Source organism: Oceanospirillum beijerinckii DSM 7166 (assembly GCF_000422425.1).
GTDB classification, from domain to species: Bacteria; Pseudomonadota; Gammaproteobacteria; order Pseudomonadales; family Halomonadaceae; genus Oceanospirillum; species Oceanospirillum beijerinckii.
This window is the reverse complement of the sequence record NZ_AULT01000008.1, coordinates 37,594-56,493: the sequence shown is the minus strand read 5'-3', so window position 1 is coordinate 56,493 and position 18,900 is coordinate 37,594. Positions and strand designations below refer to the sequence as shown.

The 18,900-nt window shown below is 49.3% G+C and carries 15 protein-coding genes; 9 read left to right on the top strand and 6 right to left on the bottom strand.

Annotated features, from left to right (window positions below):
- Positions 1–137 precede the first annotated feature (137 nt).
- The 3 genes from H579_RS0102730 to H579_RS0102720 all read right to left on the bottom strand — a co-directional run bounded on the left by H579_RS0102730 (position 138) and on the right by H579_RS0102720 (position 3,718).
- Positions 138–1,535: a TRAP transporter large permease gene (locus tag H579_RS0102730; protein ID WP_028299398.1), complete on the bottom strand. Its 1,398-nt coding sequence runs from the start codon at positions 1,533–1,535 to the stop codon at positions 138–140.
- Positions 1,532–2,191: a TRAP transporter small permease gene (locus H579_RS23970; protein WP_084623854.1), complete on the bottom strand. Its 660-nt coding sequence runs from the start codon at positions 2,189–2,191 to the stop codon at positions 1,532–1,534. Before H579_RS23970 ends, H579_RS0102730 begins: the two co-directional genes overlap by 4 nt.
- Before the next feature lie 534 nt (positions 2,192–2,725).
- On the bottom strand, positions 2,726–3,718 hold the full coding sequence (locus H579_RS0102720) for a TRAP transporter substrate-binding protein (protein WP_028299397.1): 993 nt from the start codon (positions 3,716–3,718) through the stop codon (positions 2,726–2,728).
- A gap of 779 nt (positions 3,719–4,497) precedes the next feature.
- Here H579_RS0102720 and yrfG point away from each other — a divergent pair.
- The 6 genes from yrfG to gshA all read left to right on the top strand — a co-directional run bounded on the left by yrfG (position 4,498) and on the right by gshA (position 13,605).
- On the top strand, positions 4,498–5,190 hold the full coding sequence (gene yrfG, locus H579_RS0102715) for a GMP/IMP nucleotidase (RefSeq protein WP_051227249.1): 693 nt from the start codon (positions 4,498–4,500) through the stop codon (positions 5,188–5,190).
- Between the two features lie 8 nt (positions 5,191–5,198).
- A complete protein-coding gene (gene hslR / locus H579_RS0102710; RefSeq protein WP_028299395.1) occupies positions 5,199–5,603 on the top strand; it encodes a ribosome-associated heat shock protein Hsp15 in 405 nt (134 codons plus the stop codon).
- Positions 5,604–5,703: 100 nt separating this feature from the next.
- Positions 5,704–6,588: an Hsp33 family molecular chaperone HslO gene (hslO, locus tag H579_RS0102705; protein WP_036565163.1), complete on the top strand. Its 885-nt coding sequence runs from the start codon at positions 5,704–5,706 to the stop codon at positions 6,586–6,588.
- Between the two features lie 629 nt (positions 6,589–7,217).
- Complete coding sequence (locus H579_RS0102700; protein ID WP_028299393.1) at positions 7,218–8,774, top strand: phosphoenolpyruvate carboxykinase; 1,557 nt, start codon at positions 7,218–7,220, stop codon at positions 8,772–8,774.
- A gap of 557 nt (positions 8,775–9,331) precedes the next feature.
- Positions 9,332–11,695, top strand: a complete 2,364-nt coding sequence (locus H579_RS0102695; protein WP_028299392.1) for a Tex family protein — start codon at positions 9,332–9,334, stop codon at positions 11,693–11,695.
- 317 nt (positions 11,696–12,012) lie between these two features.
- On the top strand, positions 12,013–13,605 hold the full coding sequence (gene gshA / locus H579_RS0102690) for a glutamate--cysteine ligase (protein ID WP_028299391.1): 1,593 nt from the start codon (positions 12,013–12,015) through the stop codon (positions 13,603–13,605).
- 259 nt (positions 13,606–13,864) lie between these two features.
- Here the strand turns inward: gshA and H579_RS23965 are convergent, their stop codons facing one another.
- Positions 13,865–14,266, bottom strand: a complete 402-nt coding sequence (locus H579_RS23965) for a flagellar basal body-associated FliL family protein (RefSeq protein WP_051227248.1) — start codon at positions 14,264–14,266, stop codon at positions 13,865–13,867.
- 263 nt (positions 14,267–14,529) lie between these two features.
- Here H579_RS23965 and H579_RS0102680 point away from each other — a divergent pair, with 263 nt between their 5' ends.
- The 3 genes from H579_RS0102680 to H579_RS0102670 all read left to right on the top strand — a co-directional run bounded on the left by H579_RS0102680 (position 14,530) and on the right by H579_RS0102670 (position 16,573).
- Complete coding sequence (locus H579_RS0102680; protein WP_028299390.1) at positions 14,530–15,024, top strand: disulfide bond formation protein B; 495 nt, start codon at positions 14,530–14,532, stop codon at positions 15,022–15,024.
- Between the two features lie 83 nt (positions 15,025–15,107).
- Positions 15,108–15,584 carry an Rsd/AlgQ family anti-sigma factor gene (locus H579_RS0102675; RefSeq protein ID WP_028299389.1) on the top strand — a complete coding sequence of 159 codons (477 nt, stop codon included), beginning with the start codon at positions 15,108–15,110 and terminating at the stop codon, positions 15,582–15,584.
- Positions 15,581–16,573 carry a WD40 repeat domain-containing protein gene (locus tag H579_RS0102670; RefSeq protein WP_028299388.1) on the top strand — a complete coding sequence of 331 codons (993 nt, stop codon included), beginning with the start codon at positions 15,581–15,583 and terminating at the stop codon, positions 16,571–16,573. The genes H579_RS0102675 and H579_RS0102670 overlap by 4 nt, the downstream gene beginning before the upstream one ends.
- A 119-nt stretch (positions 16,574–16,692) precedes the next feature.
- Here the strand turns inward: H579_RS0102670 and ftnA are convergent, their stop codons facing one another.
- Positions 16,693–17,232 (bottom strand): non-heme ferritin, encoded by a 540-nt coding sequence (gene ftnA, locus H579_RS0102665; RefSeq protein WP_028299387.1) that lies wholly within the window; start codon positions 17,230–17,232, stop codon positions 16,693–16,695.
- Between the two features lie 373 nt (positions 17,233–17,605).
- Positions 17,606–18,778: a GGDEF domain-containing protein gene (locus tag H579_RS0102660; RefSeq protein WP_157834540.1), complete on the bottom strand. Its 1,173-nt coding sequence runs from the start codon at positions 18,776–18,778 to the stop codon at positions 17,606–17,608.
- Between the last annotated feature and the right edge of the window lie 122 nt (positions 18,779–18,900).

Here is an 18,900-nt window from a genome sequence, read left to right as displayed (position 1 = left end):
CAAAAAAAGCCCCACCAAACGGCAGGGCTGAGAAATGCTCAAAGCATCGCAAGTATGATCTAAAGTGAGGTCAGATCGATAGAGTCTGGTGACCATTACCCCGGTCACCCAAGGGTTGAGAACATCAAACCAAGAGTTTAGTAACCATTCAGGCTGTCGATAAACTCCGGCAGGAACAGAGATACCTGAGGCACGTAGGTAACGATGATCAGGAAGCCCAGCAGCAGAGCCAACCATGGCAGTGCGGCTTTAATCACCCAGACCATACTGCGTCCGGTAATACCCGCCGTTACGAACAGATTCAGCCCCACCGGCGGCGTCAACATACCGATCTCCATATTCACCACCATGATGATACCCAGGTGAATCGGATCGATACCCAGCTGAGTAGCAATCGGGAACAGGATCGGTGCCATAATCAACAGGATTGCAGATGGCTCCATAAAGTTACCTGCAGCCAGCAGCAGTAAATTAACCACAATCAGGAAGCCCCAGGCTGGCAAGCCCCAGCCGATAATGGTTTCCGCGATAGTGTGCGGAATACGCTCAGTGGTCAGTACGTGGGCAAACAGCATGGCGTTGGCGATGATAAACAGCAGCATCAGAGATACTTTGGCCGCATCCAGTACCACACGGCGCACTTCATCATCAAAGAAAGACTTCGGCAGGCCAATAGAGATCTGGGCAAAGTTACGGGCAATACAGGCACCCAGATTTTCACCCTCGTAGCGCCAAGGCTTATCTTTCAGCGGCCCCATATCACGATAGCCAAATACCGCGACCAGGAAGGCATAAACAGCAGCTACTGCAGCAGCTTCCGTTGGCGATGCGATACCACCGTAGATGGAACCCAGTACAATCACGATCAGCATCAGACCGCCCATGGCGATAGCGCCGGAACGCAGCAGCGCCGGGAAGCCTGGGAACGGCTGAGATGGGAAGTTTTTAATACGGGCGACGATATAGATGGCGATCATCAGAATACCGCCCATCATCAGACCTGGGATCATACCCGCCATAAACATACGCGCGGCAGACACCTCGGTTGCAGCGGCATAAACCAGCATTACGATAGAAGGTGGAATCAGAATACCCAAGGTACCGGCGTTAGCGATCACACCTGCAGCAAAGCTTTCCGGGTAACCTGCACGCACCATACCGGCGATTACAATCGTACCAATGGCCGCTACTGTAGCCGGGGAAGAACCGGATACCGCTGCAAACAACATACACGCCATCACCGATGCCATCGCCAGACCACCTTTTACGTGGCCAATACTGTCAACGGCAAAGTTAATCAAACGCTTGGCTACACCACCGGTAGACAGAAATGCGGATGACAGAATAAAGAACGGAATCGCTAGCAGCGTGTAATGGTGCGACAGCGCTTCAAACAGTTTTAATGACACCGATGCCAGCGAGTCATCAGAGAACATCAGAATCGTGCCTACACTGGATAAACCCAGCGCGACAGCAATTGGCATACCCAGGAAGATACAGCCAAACAGGATCAGGAAAAGTACAGCAATGGTCATTTGTCTGCTCCCTGGTTATCAGATTTATCTTGGTTATTTTTTGCAGCACCGTTTTGATCAGAGCCTTTAGCGTTATCAGAATCTTCCGCTTGATCAGCAGAATCTTTCTCTGCCTTGGCAGTGTCTGCCGCTTGCTGCAGCTCTTCAGCCAGATGCATGCTCTCTTTGCCTTCATCTGCCAGATGGAAACCATCCTGTTTACCGGTCAGAATTGCCCAGCCCAACTCAGCAAAACGGATCACCAGCAGCACAAAACCCACCGGCATAATGATCATCGCCAGCCACTTGGGAATCGGCAGATCTTCCATCTCAATGCCGATCATATGCATCAGCTGCAGGTAGTCCCACGAGCCCATCAGGAACAGGGCGCAGTAAACAAAACACAGAGCGATGGCAATTAAACCCGCCACACGGCGCATTGGCTCTGGCAGCAGCTTCACTACCACATCCACACCGATATGGGCACCAATACGCACCCCATAAGACGCGCCAAATAAAACAAACCAGGCTGAGGTGTACAGGGTAGCTTCCTGAATCCAGATCAGACCGGAGTTAAAGCCAAAACGCATGACCACTTCGAGAAATACCAGCAGGGTCATGGCGACCAGTAAGAGAGCAACAATGTTCTCTTCAAGTTTGTGGATAAAACGGACCATGATAAAAACTCTTATCTTTGGTTAATCGGCTGTTCTGCAGACAGGCACTGGTGATGCGCTATCAGGACAGATGACTTAAAACGACAACAAGCTCTTGAGATAACAACTGTTTTCAGTGTGCAAAAACGCAGTTTTCACAGGCACAGCAAGACCCATCAGTGCTGAATGCATTGCCTTCGCAAACCATTCCAGTACCGGGCATGAGTCAAAAATAAAGGGGGTGTTTTGCTTTTTACGCCTAAAACATAGCTAACGCGTCTAAAACGCTTTTTGCGCGTCTAATACCATTACCGATAAGTTTCTTGATATCAGAGTAGGTTGGATAAGCGAAACGCCATCCGACACTGACTCCGATACCGGATAATTGTCGGAAGGCGCCTTGCGGCCTTTCCGACCTACAACAACTTATCTGGTTTGGTATAAAACACACCTTTCCGTATCTCAGGGTTCAGGCCTTCCATACGGAAAGGGTGCTCTCTTCTCTACGACGCGTTTACAACTTCACGACTGCTGCTATAGCAGCCGCTTGGGTTGTTAGTTGTTCGCCTGGATCGCTGCTTCGATAACGTCTTTACCGATTTGACGCTCGAACTGCTTCCATACTGGCTTCATAGCATCTACCCACTGCTGACGCTCGGCATCAGAGATCTGCAGTACGGTAGTACGCTTGGAATCGATAATACGCTGACGGTCGCCCATCGCTTTCTGATCAGCGATCTTATTGCCGTGAGCGATCGCTTCATCCATTGCGATTTTCAGCTCGCTGCGAACATCTTCTGGCAGGCCTTTCCAGAAGCGGGCAGAGGTTACTACCATGTAGTCCAATACACCGTGATTGGTTTCAGTCACGTAATCCTGAACCTCAAAGAACTTCTTGGAGTACAGGTTGGACCATGGGTTTTCTGCGCCATCAATCGCTTTGGTTTGCAGCAGGGTAAATACTTCAGAGAATGGCTTCTTCAGCGGGATCGCATCAACCGCTTCAAACTGAGACACCAGTACGTCAGAGGTCATAATACGGAACTTCAGACCTTCCGCATCCGCCGGTACACGCAGTGGTTTAGAGGCAGACAGCTGCTTCATACCATTGTGGATATAACCCAGACCAACCAAACCACGCTTTTCCAGCGAGGTCAGCAGCTTCTGACCGGTTGGACCTTTTTGGAAGCGATCAACGGCATCCATATCTTTGAACAGGAATGGCAGATCATAAACCTGCAGCTGCTTGGTGTATTTCTTAAATTTAGACAGAGACGGAGCAGCGATCTGTACATCGCCTAACAGCATCGCTTCCAGTACTTTACCATCACCGAACAGCTGAGAGTTTGGGTAAACCTCAACATTAACCTTACCTGGCAGACGTTGCTCAGCCAACTCTTTAAATTTCAGAGCCATCTGGCCTTTAGGCGTGTTCTCAGCGACTACGTGAGAGAACTTGATAGTTACAGGGGCTGCGATTGCAGCAGTAGAGGCTGCGCCAGCCATCATGCAGGTTGCCAGTGCTACGGCTTTGGTCAGTGTACGCATTGATCCGACTCCAAATTGTTTTTATCGATTGTTTGCCTTAAATCTTTTAACGGCCTTTAAACGGTCTTTAGGGCTTTGCGAAACGCTTTCTGACTTTTCCTACTTGTGGAAAAAACGGCCACCAGATTGGTGGCCAGAATGCAAAGGCCAGCCCAAATGACTATTAAAGGCTGTGACTCTTTAGCTATTTCAAGATCAATGCCAGTTTTTTTAACTTTGTTTACATAAAAATAACTAACTGATTTAAAAGTACTTTTTTATAAAAAGCATTGACACCTACAACATTAGAAAAAACAGAAAAAGAGCGGATTCCCGCACCCCAACAATAAATAACAGGGAGATTCCACCTATGGCATGAGCTATTTATTGCGACTTAAGTCGAATAAAAAAACAGTCTTAATGGATGGATGGGCCACTAAAGATAAGATCTGAGCAATTTGGAAAGTGGTAAAACCAAAATACAATGACAATCTGTGCGGGAAGACGCACAAATGCAAACATCACTCTCGCAAGAACACGCTTTGCACCAGTGATAACAGGCTGCGCTATTGGAATAACAAGCCATATGATATTAGCGAGCTAAAGAAATGTTCCAAAATCCGCACACAGGGATAAAGCAGCACTAAAGCCCGCGCTTCACTATCAAAGAAGTCACCGAAGTAATTGATAGATCAAGTCAGCTGCCACACCTTGAAATCTCTGTTATACCCCATACTTAATAGAAGCAAGGCGATGACTTCTATCCCTCCACTGATACTGCTTCTATATATAGGGTGCTTATGACAGAGACTCACACCTCCCTGGAACCGAGTGAACTACCGCCTCCAGCCTGGGATCAGATCGAAACCGTATTACTGGATATGGATGGCACCCTGTTGGATCTGCACTTTGACAGTCACTTCTGGCTAGAGCATCTGCCCAAGCGTTATGCCCAACTGCATAAGCTGGATGAAGCCAGCGCCAAAGAAACCGTCATCAGTGCTATCAATGGTCAACGGGGTACCCTGAACTGGTACAGCCTGGATTACTGGGCTAAGTGCTTTGAATTGGATATTGTTGAGCTGAAAAGAGAAGTGCAGCATCTGATCGGCTTCCGTAGCGATGCCAAACACCTGCTGGAGTTCCTGCAGCAGCACAATGCCCGTATCGTGCTGGCCACTAATGCGGATCAACACAGCCTGAAACTAAAACCGCCACCCACAGGCTTGGATCAGTATGTGGATGATATTGTCAGCTCAGCACAACTGGGCATCGCCAAAGAGGACCCCGCCTTCTGGCAGGCATTGCAAAGTGAAGTGGCTTATAATCCCGCCACAACACTGCTGATTGACGATAATGAAGAGGTATTGGACTCCGCACAAGCGTATGGCATCCAGTATCTGTACACCATTTTACAGCCGGATATGCGTTCACCGGAGCGTACGGTAACCCGCTATCCGGGTGTAAAAACCTTTAACCAGATTACCCGCTAAGCATCGATATGGCAGAACAGACTGAAAAAGTACGCCTGGACAAATGGCTCTGGGCCGCACGTTTTTTTAAAACCCGTGCACTGGCGAAAAAGGCCATTGAAGGGGGTAAAGTGGAATATAACGGTGAGCGCTGTAAAAGCAGCAAGATGGCCGAAGTCGGTGCCATGATCACCGCGCCCCAAGGCTGGGATAAGAAAGTGGTCAAGATCACTGACGTATCCGATCAACGTCGTGGCGCACCGGAGGCTACTAAGCTATACCAGGAAACAGACGACAGCGTTAAGAAGCGCGAAGCAGAAGCGGAACGACGCAAACTGATCCGCGCAGCCCAGGAAGCACCGGACCGCCGCCCTGATAAGAAGTCCCGCCGTCAGATCCATCGTTTTAAGCGTATCGACAGCAATGCGGAATAAACCGCAGTTGGACAGATAGGATCATCTATCCGCCTGAACCCCGTTGTTAAAGGTCGGTCATGACTTTTAACAACCCAAACCGAATACAAAAGACAGCATTATGAGCCAATTCGACTTTATTCAACGCTTTCTGATTGAAAACTCACCGGTTCGCGGTGAAGTGGTCCGCCTGCACGACAGCTTCCAGGAAGTTCTGAACAAACACGACTACCCTGCGCCGATTCAAAAACAGTTGGGCGAGATGCTGGCCGCAGTTGCTCTGTTAACCGCGACGGTAAAAATTGATGGCATACTATCACTGCAAGCCCGCGGTGCAGGCGACTGTAGCCTGCTGATGGCAGAATCTAACCCAGGCGGTGATCTAAGAGCGATTGCTCGCTGGGAAGGTGATATCGGTGAGCCGGAAAACCTGCAACAGCTGATGGGTAATGGCCAGCTGGTGATCACCATGGAGCCTAAAAACGGTAAACGCTATCAAGGCATTGTATCCCTGGAAGGTGAAACCCTGGCCCACTGTCTGGAGCAGTATTTTGCGCAATCCGAGCAGCTGCCCAGTCGCTTATGGTTCAGTACAGATCTAGAAGGCGATAAGAGTATCGCCGCTGGCTTTATGCTGCAGGCCCTGCCGTCAGAAAACAGCGAACAGGATATTGATGCCTGGGAACGGGCAGTAAGTCTGGCTGAGACGCTGAAAGACGAAGAGCTGAACAGCCTGGATTTTGAAAATCTGCTACACCGCCTGTACCACCAGGAAGAGGTGCGTATCTTTGAAGGTAGCCCGCTGCAGTTTAACTGCACCTGCTCCGAAGAACGGGTGAAAAATGCGCTGATTAGCGTCGGTCAGGAAGAACTGAACCAGGTGATTGCAGAACGTGGCGACATCGAAAGCCAATGTCAGTTCTGTAACACCCTGTATCGCTTTAATGCGGCGGATATCGATAATCTGTTTAATGACCCGGGTGCGCCTGCACCTGTGATTCACTGACCAGATTGATACGTTGATAGGTATATAAAGAAGGCTCGCAAATCGCGGGCCTTCTTGCTTCCTTAATATTGCTATTGTTTCTAATCCCCCGCCCATCTAAAGAAGATGCCCTACATAATGTTTCCGATCATAAACATTTTTTCCGATACAAGGCCAGGGTGTAAACTTCCTGAAACACCTTTCCCATACTATGCAGCTGCAATTCATGAGCATTTGATGTAGTGTGGCTACACGGGTCAATCTTTAATGGCTTTTTTACCTATCCCCCTTGGGTTATTGACCCTATTCCGATGGAAAAGGAATTTTTTTTCTATTTCTTCATTGGCGTCACTACATCTTCACTTTAGTAAGAATCACTAGCATCCAGTTTACAGGCAAACATAAATACTGAAAAAACAGCATTTAATCCTAAAATCACCTATTCAAACCTGTGCAACCGCACCAAGATTTTTGTTTTGTAACTGATTTTCAGAATTTTCTGCTTATCAGGGCTTCGCAGACCCCCCTCTTTTTTGACATAATACGCGCCTAAAAACCTCACTGGACTCGCTTGATTGCTTAAAAATCACAGCGGTTTTCTATACCCGTTTGGTACTAGTTGATCGGCTGGAGCCGAAGGACACAAGTAAATGACGACATCGATTGACGATAGCTCTGTAATGACTTTCACTAACCTGAGTACAGCTGAACTGGTTCAGTGCGCTGTAGAACGTCAGGAAGGTGAACTAGCCAGCAATGGAGCTCTTGTAGTTTCCACAGGCCGCCGTACTGGCCGCTCTCCAATGGACCGTTTCATTGTTGAAGAGCCAAGCACGGCTGACCTAATCGACTGGGGTGCGATTAACCGCCCATTCGATTCTGCTAAATTTGACGCACTGTGGGAGCGCGTAGAAGAGTATCTGGGTCAAAAAGATACCTTCGTTTCTGAGCTGCATGTGGGTGCTGATCCTGAGCACTATCTGCCGATCCGTGTTACGACTGAAACTGCATGGCACAACCTGTTTGGCCGTACTCTGTTTGTTCGTCCTGACCAGTTCAACCCGAAAACCAAGGGTGAGTGGCAGATTCTGAACGCGCCTTATTTCACCTGTGAGCCAGAGCGTGACGGCACCAACTCCGACGGTGCAGTGATCATCAACTTTGCGAAGCGCAAGGTTCTGCTGGCAGGCATGCAGTATGCCGGTGAAATGAAAAAAGCCATGTTCTCTGTACAGAACTTCCTACTGCCAGAGAAAGACGTGCTGCCAATGCACTGCTCCGCTAACGTGGGCGAAGACGGTGAAACCACCCTGTTCTTCGGCCTGTCTGGTACCGGTAAGACCACCCTGTCTGCCGACCCTGATCGCTTCCTGATCGGTGACGACGAGCATGGCTGGGGCAAAGGCGTTGTATTCAATATCGAAGGCGGTTGCTACGCAAAATGTATCGACCTGTCTAAGAAAAATGAGCCAGTAATCTGGGACGCCATCAAGTTTGGTGCGGTTCTGGAGAACGTTGTTCTGGATAGCAGCAAGACGCCGGATTACACCGACGTCAGCAAAACCCAGAACACCCGTGCAGCGTACCCTCTGGAGCACATCGAGAAGCGTGTTCTGGAAAACCGTGCCGGTGAGCCAAAAGCGATTGTTTTCCTGACCTGTGACCTGACCGGTGTTCTGCCTCCTGTTTCCGTTCTGTCTAAAGAAGCAGCGGCTTACCACTTCCTGTCTGGCTACACTGCTTTGGTAGGCTCTACTGAAATGGGTTCCGGTGGCGGCATCAAGTCCACTTTCTCTACCTGTTTTGGCGCACCTTTCTTCCCACGCCCAGCAGCAGAATATGCTGACCTGCTGATCAAGCGCATCGAAGAGTTCGGTTCTAAAGTTTACCTGGTTAACACGGGTTGGACTGGCGGTTCTTACGGTGAAGGTGAACGTTTCAGCATCCCAACGACTCGCGGTATTATCTCTGCGATTCAAAGCGGTGCTCTGGAAGATATCCAGACAGTTCAACTGGAAGGTATTAACCTGGCAGTACCTGCAGAGGTTCCAGGTGTTGATACTAACCTGTTGCAGCCTCGTGGCACTTGGGCCAACCCAGAAGCCTACGATGCACAGGCTAAAGAGCTGGCCGCTAAATTCGTTGAGAACTTCAAGAAATTTGAAGGTGTTGACGAAGCTATTATTGCAGCGGGTCCTCAGCTGTAATAACGTCTTGCTGAACAAGCGCATGCTGGTCACAGCATACGCTTAGCAAAGCGCTCTAAAGAAAGGCGAATAGTTGACTGTTCGCCTTTCTTGTTTCCACCTGTATTTGCTACTTCCTGTTTTTACCTCTTGCTCTCTTGCCTGCCTTAATCTCACTTTTATTAACAATCTGTTACCAGGCAACCCCTATCGTTGGCCTTGCGAAAAATAAACACTGCACCATAATGCGAGATCCCCAATTGACCGGCAAACCGATCTGCCAGGGGGAAGCGCTGGTTAGTTTTGCGAGATATCTCTTTTTACTGTATAAATTACCAGCTTAATTTTCTTTGCTCCATTGATATAGCGCTGAAGATCGCCGGGGCAAATAAGATGATGAAACAACTTATACCATTACTGATAAATTTTTTGATATTTAGGTAGGTTGGATAAGCAAAGCACCATCCGACACTGACCTGGAGAACTGATTATTGTCGGAAGACACCTATAGCCCTTCCGACCTACAACAACTTATCAGGATTGGTATTACTACAACCTGCTAATAGAGAGCCCGCTTCATGGAACAGATCGCCCTGCGCATTGCCGAAGAGCTTAATGTTAAAAATACCCAGGTCAGTGCTGCCGTTGCCCTTTTAGATGAAGGCTCCACTGTTCCTTTTATCGCCCGTTACCGTAAAGAGGTGACCGGCGGCCTGGATGATACCCAGCTGCGTAATCTGGAAGAGCGCCTGCGCTACCTGAGAGAACTGGAAGAACGTCGCAGCACCGTACTGAACAGCATTGAAGAGCAAGGCAAACTAACGGACGAGCTGAAGAAAGATATTCTGGCAGCCGATACCAAGACCCGCCTGGAAGATCTCTACCTGCCGTATAAACCGAAGCGTCGCACCAAGGCTCAGATCGCCCGTGAAGCCGGTCTGGAGTCGCTGGCCGACCTACTGTTTAACGATCCCAATCAAGATCCACAAACCGCCGCGAAAGATTATCTGAACCCTGATCAGGGCGTAGCCGATGAAAAAGCGGCGCTGGACGGCGCCAAGCAGATTTTGATGGAACGCTTCAGTGAAGACGCGGAGCTGCTGTCTCTGCTGCGAGATTACCTGTGGCATCAGGGCGAACTGCAATCCCGCGTCGTACCGGGTCAGGAAAGTGCCGGGGAAAAGTTCAGCGACTACTTTGAGCATAACGAAGCGGTCAAAAGCGCACCTTCACACCGTGCTCTGGCGATGTTCCGTGGCCGTAACGAGGGCATGCTGCAGCTGAGCATTATCATTCCTGAGAGCGAAGAGCTGAAGATTCACCCCTGCGAAGAGAAGATCGCTGCCCACTTTAACATCAAAGATCAGGGCCGTGCCGCCGATACCTGGCTGAAGGAGGTGGTACGCTGGACCTGGCGCGTTAAACTGCTGACCCATATCGAAACCGAACTGATGGGCCGTCTGCGCGAAGATGCCGAAGGTGAAGCGATTAAGGTCTTTGCCAGCAACCTGAAAGATCTGCTGCTGGCCGCCCCAGCGGGCCCTCGTGCCACTATCGGTCTCGACCCGGGCCTGCGTACCGGTGTTAAGGTCGCCGTGGTTGATGCCACCGGTAAACTGCTGGATCACACTACCATCTTCCCGCACGCACCACGCAATCAATGGAACGAATCCCTGGCAGTACTCGCCAAACTGGTTCAGAAACACAATGTCGACCTGATCAGTATCGGTAATGGCACAGCTTCTCGTGAAACAGACAAGCTGGCCGGAGATCTGCTGAAACTGATCAAGGACCATCAAGTCACCAAGATCATGGTCAGCGAAGCCGGCGCCTCGGTTTATTCCGCCTCTGAACTGGCTGCTAAAGAGTTCCCGGACCTGGATGTAAGCTTCCGTGGTGCGGTATCTATCGCCCGCCGCCTGCAGGACCCACTGGCAGAACTGGTGAAGATCGATCCTAAGTCCATCGGTGTTGGCCAGTACCAGCACGACGTATCCCAAACCCAGCTGGCTCGCAGTCTGGATGCCGTGGTTGAAGACTGTGTAAACGCCGTTGGTGTCGATGTAAACACCGCTTCCGTAGCCTTGCTGAACCGTGTATCCGGCCTGAACGCCACGTTGGCGCAGAATATTATCAATCACCGTGATCTGCACGGTGCCTTTGATAGCCGTAAAGCCTTAAAAGATGTGTCTCGTTTAGGCCCTAAAACCTTTGAGCAGTGTGCCGGTTTCTTACGGGTCATGAACGGAAGCAACCCATTGGATGCATCCGCTGTGCACCCGGAAGCGTATCCTGTAGTAGAGAAGATTGCGCAACAGAGCAATCGCGCCCTGGATAGCCTGATTGGTGATAGCCAATTCCTGAAGGGTTTAAACCCGATTCAGTTTACCGATGACGATTTTGGTCTGCCTACGGTAACCGATATTCTGCAGGAACTGGATAAACCGGGCCGTGACCCACGCCCTGAGTTTAAAGCCGCCGAGTTTATGGAAGGCGTCGAAGAGATCAGCGATCTTAAGCCGGGCATGATTCTGGAAGGTGCAGTCACCAACGTGACCAACTTCGGTGCTTTTGTGGATATTGGCGTGCACCAGGATGGCCTGGTGCATATCTCTGCACTATCGGACAAATTTGTCGAAGACCCGCGTACCGTGGTAAAAGCCGGTGACATCGTCAAAGTTAAAGTGATGGATGTGGATCAGCAGCGTCGTCGTATCGCCCTGTCCATGCGCCTGACGGATGAGCCGGAAGCTCAACAGGGCCGTGGTGCCAGCGCTGGTGATGACGCAGGGCGCTCTGGTAAAGGTGGCCGTCGTCAAAACCGTGGGGGCGGTGGCAGCAGCTATCAGAGTAAACCTCAAGGCTCTTCAAAAGACGCTGGCGGCCAGATGGGTACACTGGGTATGTTGCTGGCTCAGGCGCAAAAGAAAAAGGGCAAATAACACAGCCCTGAAGTATTGAGAATGAGACGGTGAATGTGACGGCCAACTTTTGTCGTGCGATCTATCTGCGACAAAAAGCGGTCGCATTCACACATTCGACACCGCATTAATTGCGACACAATCAGCAGTTAATACGTAAAAATGAAACACAGCGTCTACGGCTAATTAATCGATAGACACTAAACTGAATAAATAGCACCTGACAAAAATAGTTTGTTAAGTGCGGAAAAGCCTTGAAGCCTATTCTGTCGCCCCAATATTGCCAGATCAGGCTTTTAAATTTTACTGCAACCCGTGGCGAATATAGGGGATTTCACTTGTCAGCTACCATCCAAGATCGTTTGCAGTTTCTGCAACCCTTAGCCCAAAAGGGCCTTTTCACCCAGATCCAGCGAGGTCTGGAGAAGGAAGGTCTGCGAATCACCCCGGATGCGGAACTGGCACAAAGCCCTCATCCCAAGGCCCTGGGTTCAACCCTGACCCATCCCTATATCACTACGGACTACTCTGAAGCCCTACTGGAGTTTATTACGCCAGTGTCCACCAAACTGGATGATACTCTGGGCTTTCTGAGTGACCTGCATCGTTTCAGCTATCAGAATATGGATCAGGAGCTGATCTGGCCTGCCAGTATGCCGTGTAAGCTACACGGTAACGACAGTATTCCTATCGCTCAGTACGGCAGCTCTAACTCAGGCACCATGAAGACAGTCTACCGTCAGGGTCTGTCCTGGCGTTACGGTCGCATTATGCAGTCCATTGCAGGCCTGCATTACAACTTCTCCATGCCAGAACAACTATGGCCTGCGCTGCAACATCTGCAAAAAGATGATCCAGAGCTTAAAGATCTGCCATTACAGGACTTTGTCTCTGAGCAGTATTTTGCCCTAATCCGTAACTTCCGCCGCTATAGCTGGCTGCTGCTGTACCTGTTTGGAGCCTCTCCGGTTGTGGATAAAAGCTTTGTCGAAGACAGAGAGCATCCGCTGGAAGAGCTGGACGATGACAGCCTATACCTGCCTTATGCCACCTCTCTGAGAATGAGCGGTCTGGGTTATCAGAACAATGTTCAGGCCAGCCTGAAGATCTGCTTTAACACCCTAAGCAACTATGTCAAAACGCTGACTCATGCGATCAATACACCGCACGAGCGCTATGAAGCCATGGGCGTAAAAGTGGATGGTGAATACCGTCAGCTAAACACCAATATCCTGCAGATCGAAAACGAGTATTACAGTGATATCCGCCCTAAGCGTGTGGCCCGTTCCGGCGAACGTCCGTCACAAGCGCTGATGGAGCGCGGTGTAGAATATATCGAAGTGCGCTGTATCGACCTGAACCCATTTGAGGGTATCGGTATCACCAAACAGCAGGCACGCTTTATTGATACCTTCCTGCTGTATTGTCTGCTGGAAAATAGCCCGAATACGCCAGATGACGAATGTCGCATGGTGGATGAGAACCACAGCCTGATCGTAAATGAAGGTCGTAAAGCGGGCCTGATGCTGCAACGACCAGCCGGTGACATTAGCCGTGAAGCCTGGAGTCATGAGCTGTTTGATCAACTGAATCAAGTGGCCGCATTACTGGATGCAGGCCTGGAGCAACCAGAGCACCAGCAGGCGCTGGATCATTTCCGTCAGTGCATTGACCAACCGGAACTGACACCATCGGCACAGGTACTGGCAGCGGTCAAAGCACAGGGCAGTTTCAGTCATTTCACCCTGCAGCAGGCACAACAACAAGCCGAGCAGCTCAAAGCAGAGCCGGTCGATAAAGCCCGGCAGGCGCTGTTTAGCCAGCTTAGCGAAAGCTCACTGCAACAGCAAAAAGATATGGAAGCTGCGGATCATATCGATTTTGATCAGTTCCTGGCCGATTATATGGCCAAGCAGAAAAGCGGGCTGTAATACCAAACTAGATAAGTCGTTGTAGGTCGGAAAAGCCGCAAGGCGCCTTCCGACAATCATCAGATACCGGAGCCAATGTCGGATGGCGCTTCGCTTATCCAACCTACTCTGATATCAAGACACTTATCCCAAATAAAAAATCCCCGTATTGCCAAAGGGTTAAGCCTAAAACAATACAGGGATTTTCTAGTTAGGCCTTTAAGCTCAGCGCTGATAACGGCTTGTATAACGGCTAATTTTTCCGGCCAACTGTGCCTGCTTACTTCTGATAGATAAAGTTCAGAAACAGCAGATCTTCAATCACAGGATGCCCCACTTCTTTCTGGAACAGCTCTTTAACTGTCTTGGTCGCTTCCTGACGCAACTGATCCTGCCCTACCGGAGAAGAAACCGCTTCATCAGTCTGGCTACTAAACAAGGTGACCAGCTCATTGCGTACCAGCGGAATATGATGCTGGGCTGTTTCTGTTGCGACAGGTGAACTCGTTACCATCGTCACTTGCACTTTAAGATACTTTAAACGCCCTGGCCCACCATAATTCACAACAAAAGCAGGCTGAATCTCAGAGTACTCAATTGTTGAATTTTCTGCCCAGGACTGACTGACTGATGTCAGGGTGATTAACAGGGCCATCAGGCTGTATTTCACTAGCTTAATCACTCAAAATTCTCCGCGTTGTTGTCATCCTTCCACCTTGTAGGGAACCTGTGTGCCTAAAAGCTATCTACCCTACTCATCCACGCCCAAAAAAGCTTACGACAAAGCAGTGGGGTTGTCAGAATGCCAGACAAGAGCCCCGAGCATATCGAAATGCTTTTATTCAAGCGCGTGCAACAAGCATTGTATGGTGAGAACGGACTTTTTCCAATGCACCCCATCATATAATATGCGCCAATTCACTTTTATTTGTTAAGGAATTACCGATGTCCCTGAACTATCGGACACTGAATCTCGCCGGATTTCTGGCCTGCTCAGCATTGATCATCTCCGCACTGATCATGCAGCATGTCTTCGAGCTGGAGCCTTGCCCATTATGTATTTTCCAACGAGTCGCTTTTATGGTTGCCGGTGTTGGTTTTCTGTTAGGGGCCCTGCATGCTCCCCAATCAAGCACTGTGCGCACAATCTACTCAGGTATAACACTACTGTCTCTGTTTGCAGGCATAGGGTTGGCGCTACGTCACATCTGGTTACAGAATCTACCCGCTGATCAAGTTCCCTCTTGTGGTCCCGGCCTGGATTATATGATGGAAGTGCTGCCTTATACCGATGTGGTCAGCAAGGTATTAAGTGGCAGCGGCGAATGTGCGGAAGTGTCCTGGACTTTCCTCGGTTTATCCATTCCCTGGTGGACGTTATTTGCCTATCTTGGACTGGCTGCCATTGTCCTGATAAGCCTGCGCCGCAAGCCGCATTAACAGGTGACAATATTTAAGGGCTACCGTATGCTAGGGGGACACAAGCTAACTCTCCCTACCTCAGTTATGCAGGAGGTCGTACCATGTTGGAAGGTTGCAAAAACGCCCAGGAACGCTGGAGCGGTGTACATGAACTAGTCGATAAATGGCTGCAGGAACGTCAGTCTTTGCTAGTGATGTATACAGACCTGGTTCAGCAAGTCACACAAGGGACATTGCCAGAAAATCGCCAGGTTCAACAGCTGTGCGAAATCATGGTGGACTACACCTCTGCCGGACACTTCGAAATCTTCGAGCAGCTCTATCGTGAAGCAGAAGCCTTCTCTGATCAGAGAGCGATCGAATTAGGCAATCGTGTGATTCCCATGATCCAGACCAGCACCGATGTCATTCTGGACTTTAATGAGGCCTACGATAATATACCCCTTAACGCTGACCAGCTGGACGCTCTGAGCCAAAATCTTTCCGGTTTAGGTGAACACTTAGCAGATCGTTTCCAGCATGAAGATCTACTTATCGAAACCCTGCACACCGCGCACCAGGAATTGATTAACACATGAGTTTCGTCAGGAAAACGGTTCTCTCTGCGGTCATTGGGGCATCGCTCACACTGGCCGCCTGCAGCGATCAAGTGCCTCCCAGCAACACTTGGTCCTTAGCGACCAAAGGCGCTTATGATGCAGCATTATCCAGCGATGGTTCTATGGCGGTTGTCGCCTCGATCAATCACGGTGGTAGCCTCTGGCAACTGCCTCAGCATGAACGAGTTTATAACTGGAATCATAAAGCGGAAGAATATTCGCTGTTTAACCAGGTCGCTCTTTCCGGCAACAGCCGCTATGGCGCAACAGCGGAGCAAGACCGATTAACACTTTGGGATGCAACTTCGGGCAAACCGGCTAACTTCTGGGCACTGCCAAACGATATCCGCAGCCTTGAACTGTCTGAAGATGGTAGCTACCTATTAGCGGGCCTGGATAATAGTACAGCCGTGCTTATCAGTACCGCTCAGGGACAAGGCGTTAAAACCTTCACCACCGATGACCAGGTTACCGCCGTCTCTCTCAGCGCTGATAACTCGCTGGCTATCGCTGGCACCCGTACAGGTAGCGTTTATATCTGGAGCATTCCGGATGGTGAGATTAAGGGGCAATGGAGTCACGATAATCAGATTCGTGCGGTTGCTATCTCACCCCGCAGTGACTTTGCCTTTAGCTCAGCTCAAGGAGGTGAGGCTCTGGCTATTGATCTGACCAGTGGTAAGGTCGCCATGAATATGAACATCAGCAAGAGCGGAGATATTGCTGCGGCCACTTATACCGCGGCTAAGTTTGATTCAGAACAGCCCTTATTATTGACTGGAACCAGCACAGGTAAAGTAAGGCTGTGGAACCTGAGTAGCAAACAGCAAACGGGTGGCTGGGAAGCCACTAAAAAAGAAAAGTGGAAACCGACCGGCGTGAGCATATTGGACCTGGCTTTCTCTAGAGATGGCCGCTATCGCGCCTTAGGTAGTAATGGCTTAGCCTACGAGTTCAGCAATCAATAAAGACTGAAGACACTCTTATTATGCCGCGCGGTTTCGGATAATAAGCAGCAACCCCACTCAAGCAATGCCCAACAAAAAAGCCCTGGCTTATAACCAGGGCTTTTTTGGCTTCAGGAGCATTAAGCCCCCTCTCCAGCAGATGGTGCTTCCATCACGCTACTACTTTCCTGCTTTGCCATCTTGCCAATCTCTTTATCAATAAAGAACAGACCTTTGCCGTCTTCACCAATAATTTCAATCTTATCCAAGATACCTTTGAACAGTTTTTCTTCCTCATGCTGTTCAGCAACATACCACTGAAGGAAGCTAAACGTTGAGTAATCCTGCTCAATAAAAGAGGTATGAGCCAACTCATTGATCTTCTGAGTAATCAGGCACTCATGTTCAAATACTTTTTCAAACAGGTCTTTGATAGAGTCAAATTCAGCAGGAGGATTCTCAATAGCCCCCATACGCGCCATTGCACCCGTTTCATTCACATAAGTGAACAGACGTTTCATATGCTCCATTTCTTCATCTGCATGCTTCTGCAGGAAAGCCGCACAGCCCTCAAAGCCTTTATACTCGGCCCAGGCACTCATCTGCAAATATAGGTTAGAAGAGTAGAATTCAAGATTGATCTGCTCATTCAGCCGATCGATCATGGCTTGTTTTAACATGGAAACTCCAGAGGGGTATCAGTTCTAGTGGTTATAGCCGCGCATGCGAACTGCGAAAACAGCGGGATAAGTTAGATTGCAGCAGGCTTACACAAGCGCTTTTTGTCGTTAGCTGAACGTGCGCATTTAGTGCAAAGAAAGCAACTTTTTTGGGTAATCTCTACCAACTCTTTCCAATGGTCCTTGATATCGCATTTACCCAATTTGCATAAACTACCGGATTTCAGTTTTTTACTCATGCAATCAACCTATCATGATTTCATATTCGCCATTGAATGTCAGGCCAAACGCTATATTAACGCGGGCATGTATATGATAACAATTATCAAGTGCATTTTTAAAGTTTTGGCTGGGATATATCTGACGCTGCAGCTTAACGAGCATCTGATTCGGTATAGAGATCCGCATCATCGTGGAGTGAAGAGATAATTAAGCTGGTTAAATCATCTTCCGTCACCACCTGATTACGACCGCGGTTTTTCGCCGCATATACCGCAATATCCGCACGATGCATCGTCTCTTCAATCTTCTCTTTTGCTTTATACTGAGACACACCAATGCTGGCAGTGACCTGACTATCAGGCCCCAATACATCCAGGCGGGCTTTCGACATCGAAATTCTGAGGCGCTCAGCCACATGCTGAGCTCCAGCCAGTTCTGTTCTCACTAAGACCAGGACAAACTCTTCACCACCTAAACGTGCCACAAAGTCCACTTCCCGTACGCTATTACGCGCCAGATCGGCAAAGGTCTGTAACACTTCATCTCCGGTCTTATGACCATAGTTATCATTGATCTGCTTAAAGTGATCCAGATCAACAAAGCAAAGGCTAAAATGATAATCCCCCCGCGCAGCCAACGCCTGCTGCCGACGTAAAATATCCATTAAATGACGGCGATTATAGAGCCCTGTCAGATCATCGGTTATGGCCTGTTCCTGGGCCTGCTGCATTACGGTATTCAACTCGGAGTTACGTCGTTTCAACGCCCAGCGTAAGCTACTGATTTCGGTACCTATAATGCTGACACCGATCAACATAAAAAGGAAAAATACCATGCCCAGCAGCTCCCTTTCAGGATCAAAGCTATAACGCCCGGTCAGATGCAGCGCAGTCATTGCCAGGCAGTAACAGGACATGATGACAGCACCAACAATCAAAAAACCCTTACGTTGCATGCGAAAGGCACCAAACAGTACCACTAGCAGATAATGCATCAGAAATACGCTGTGCAGCTCAGGGACTAAATAGATAGAGATGGTGTTACTCAGGGTGTGCCAGATCAGCTGAGGAATAGTAAGACTGGGATCTTTAAACAGCAGGTTGATGTCGTAACTGATCATCAAAGGAAAAGTCAGGTTGACCAGCCAGACTAAACCATACAGAAAGATAAACCCAGTGACAGGCATTTCAACCATGCCTAGAGCCATTGCCACAATCACAATGGCGGTCAGAACTAAGCCCGAACCTGTTGCCATCAAGGTGCGGCGCATACGCAGCATTTGATGGGACTCATCAGGACTCAGTTCAGCAATTAGTTTTTGCATCAGCGTAATCATAGTTCCCTCATCCACACCTGCGTCATTTCGATGCCGCCTCCCTGCAACACAAGCTAGTTCTACCAAAAAATGACAGTAGTTACCAAACTAACAGATTTCGCACATTTTTT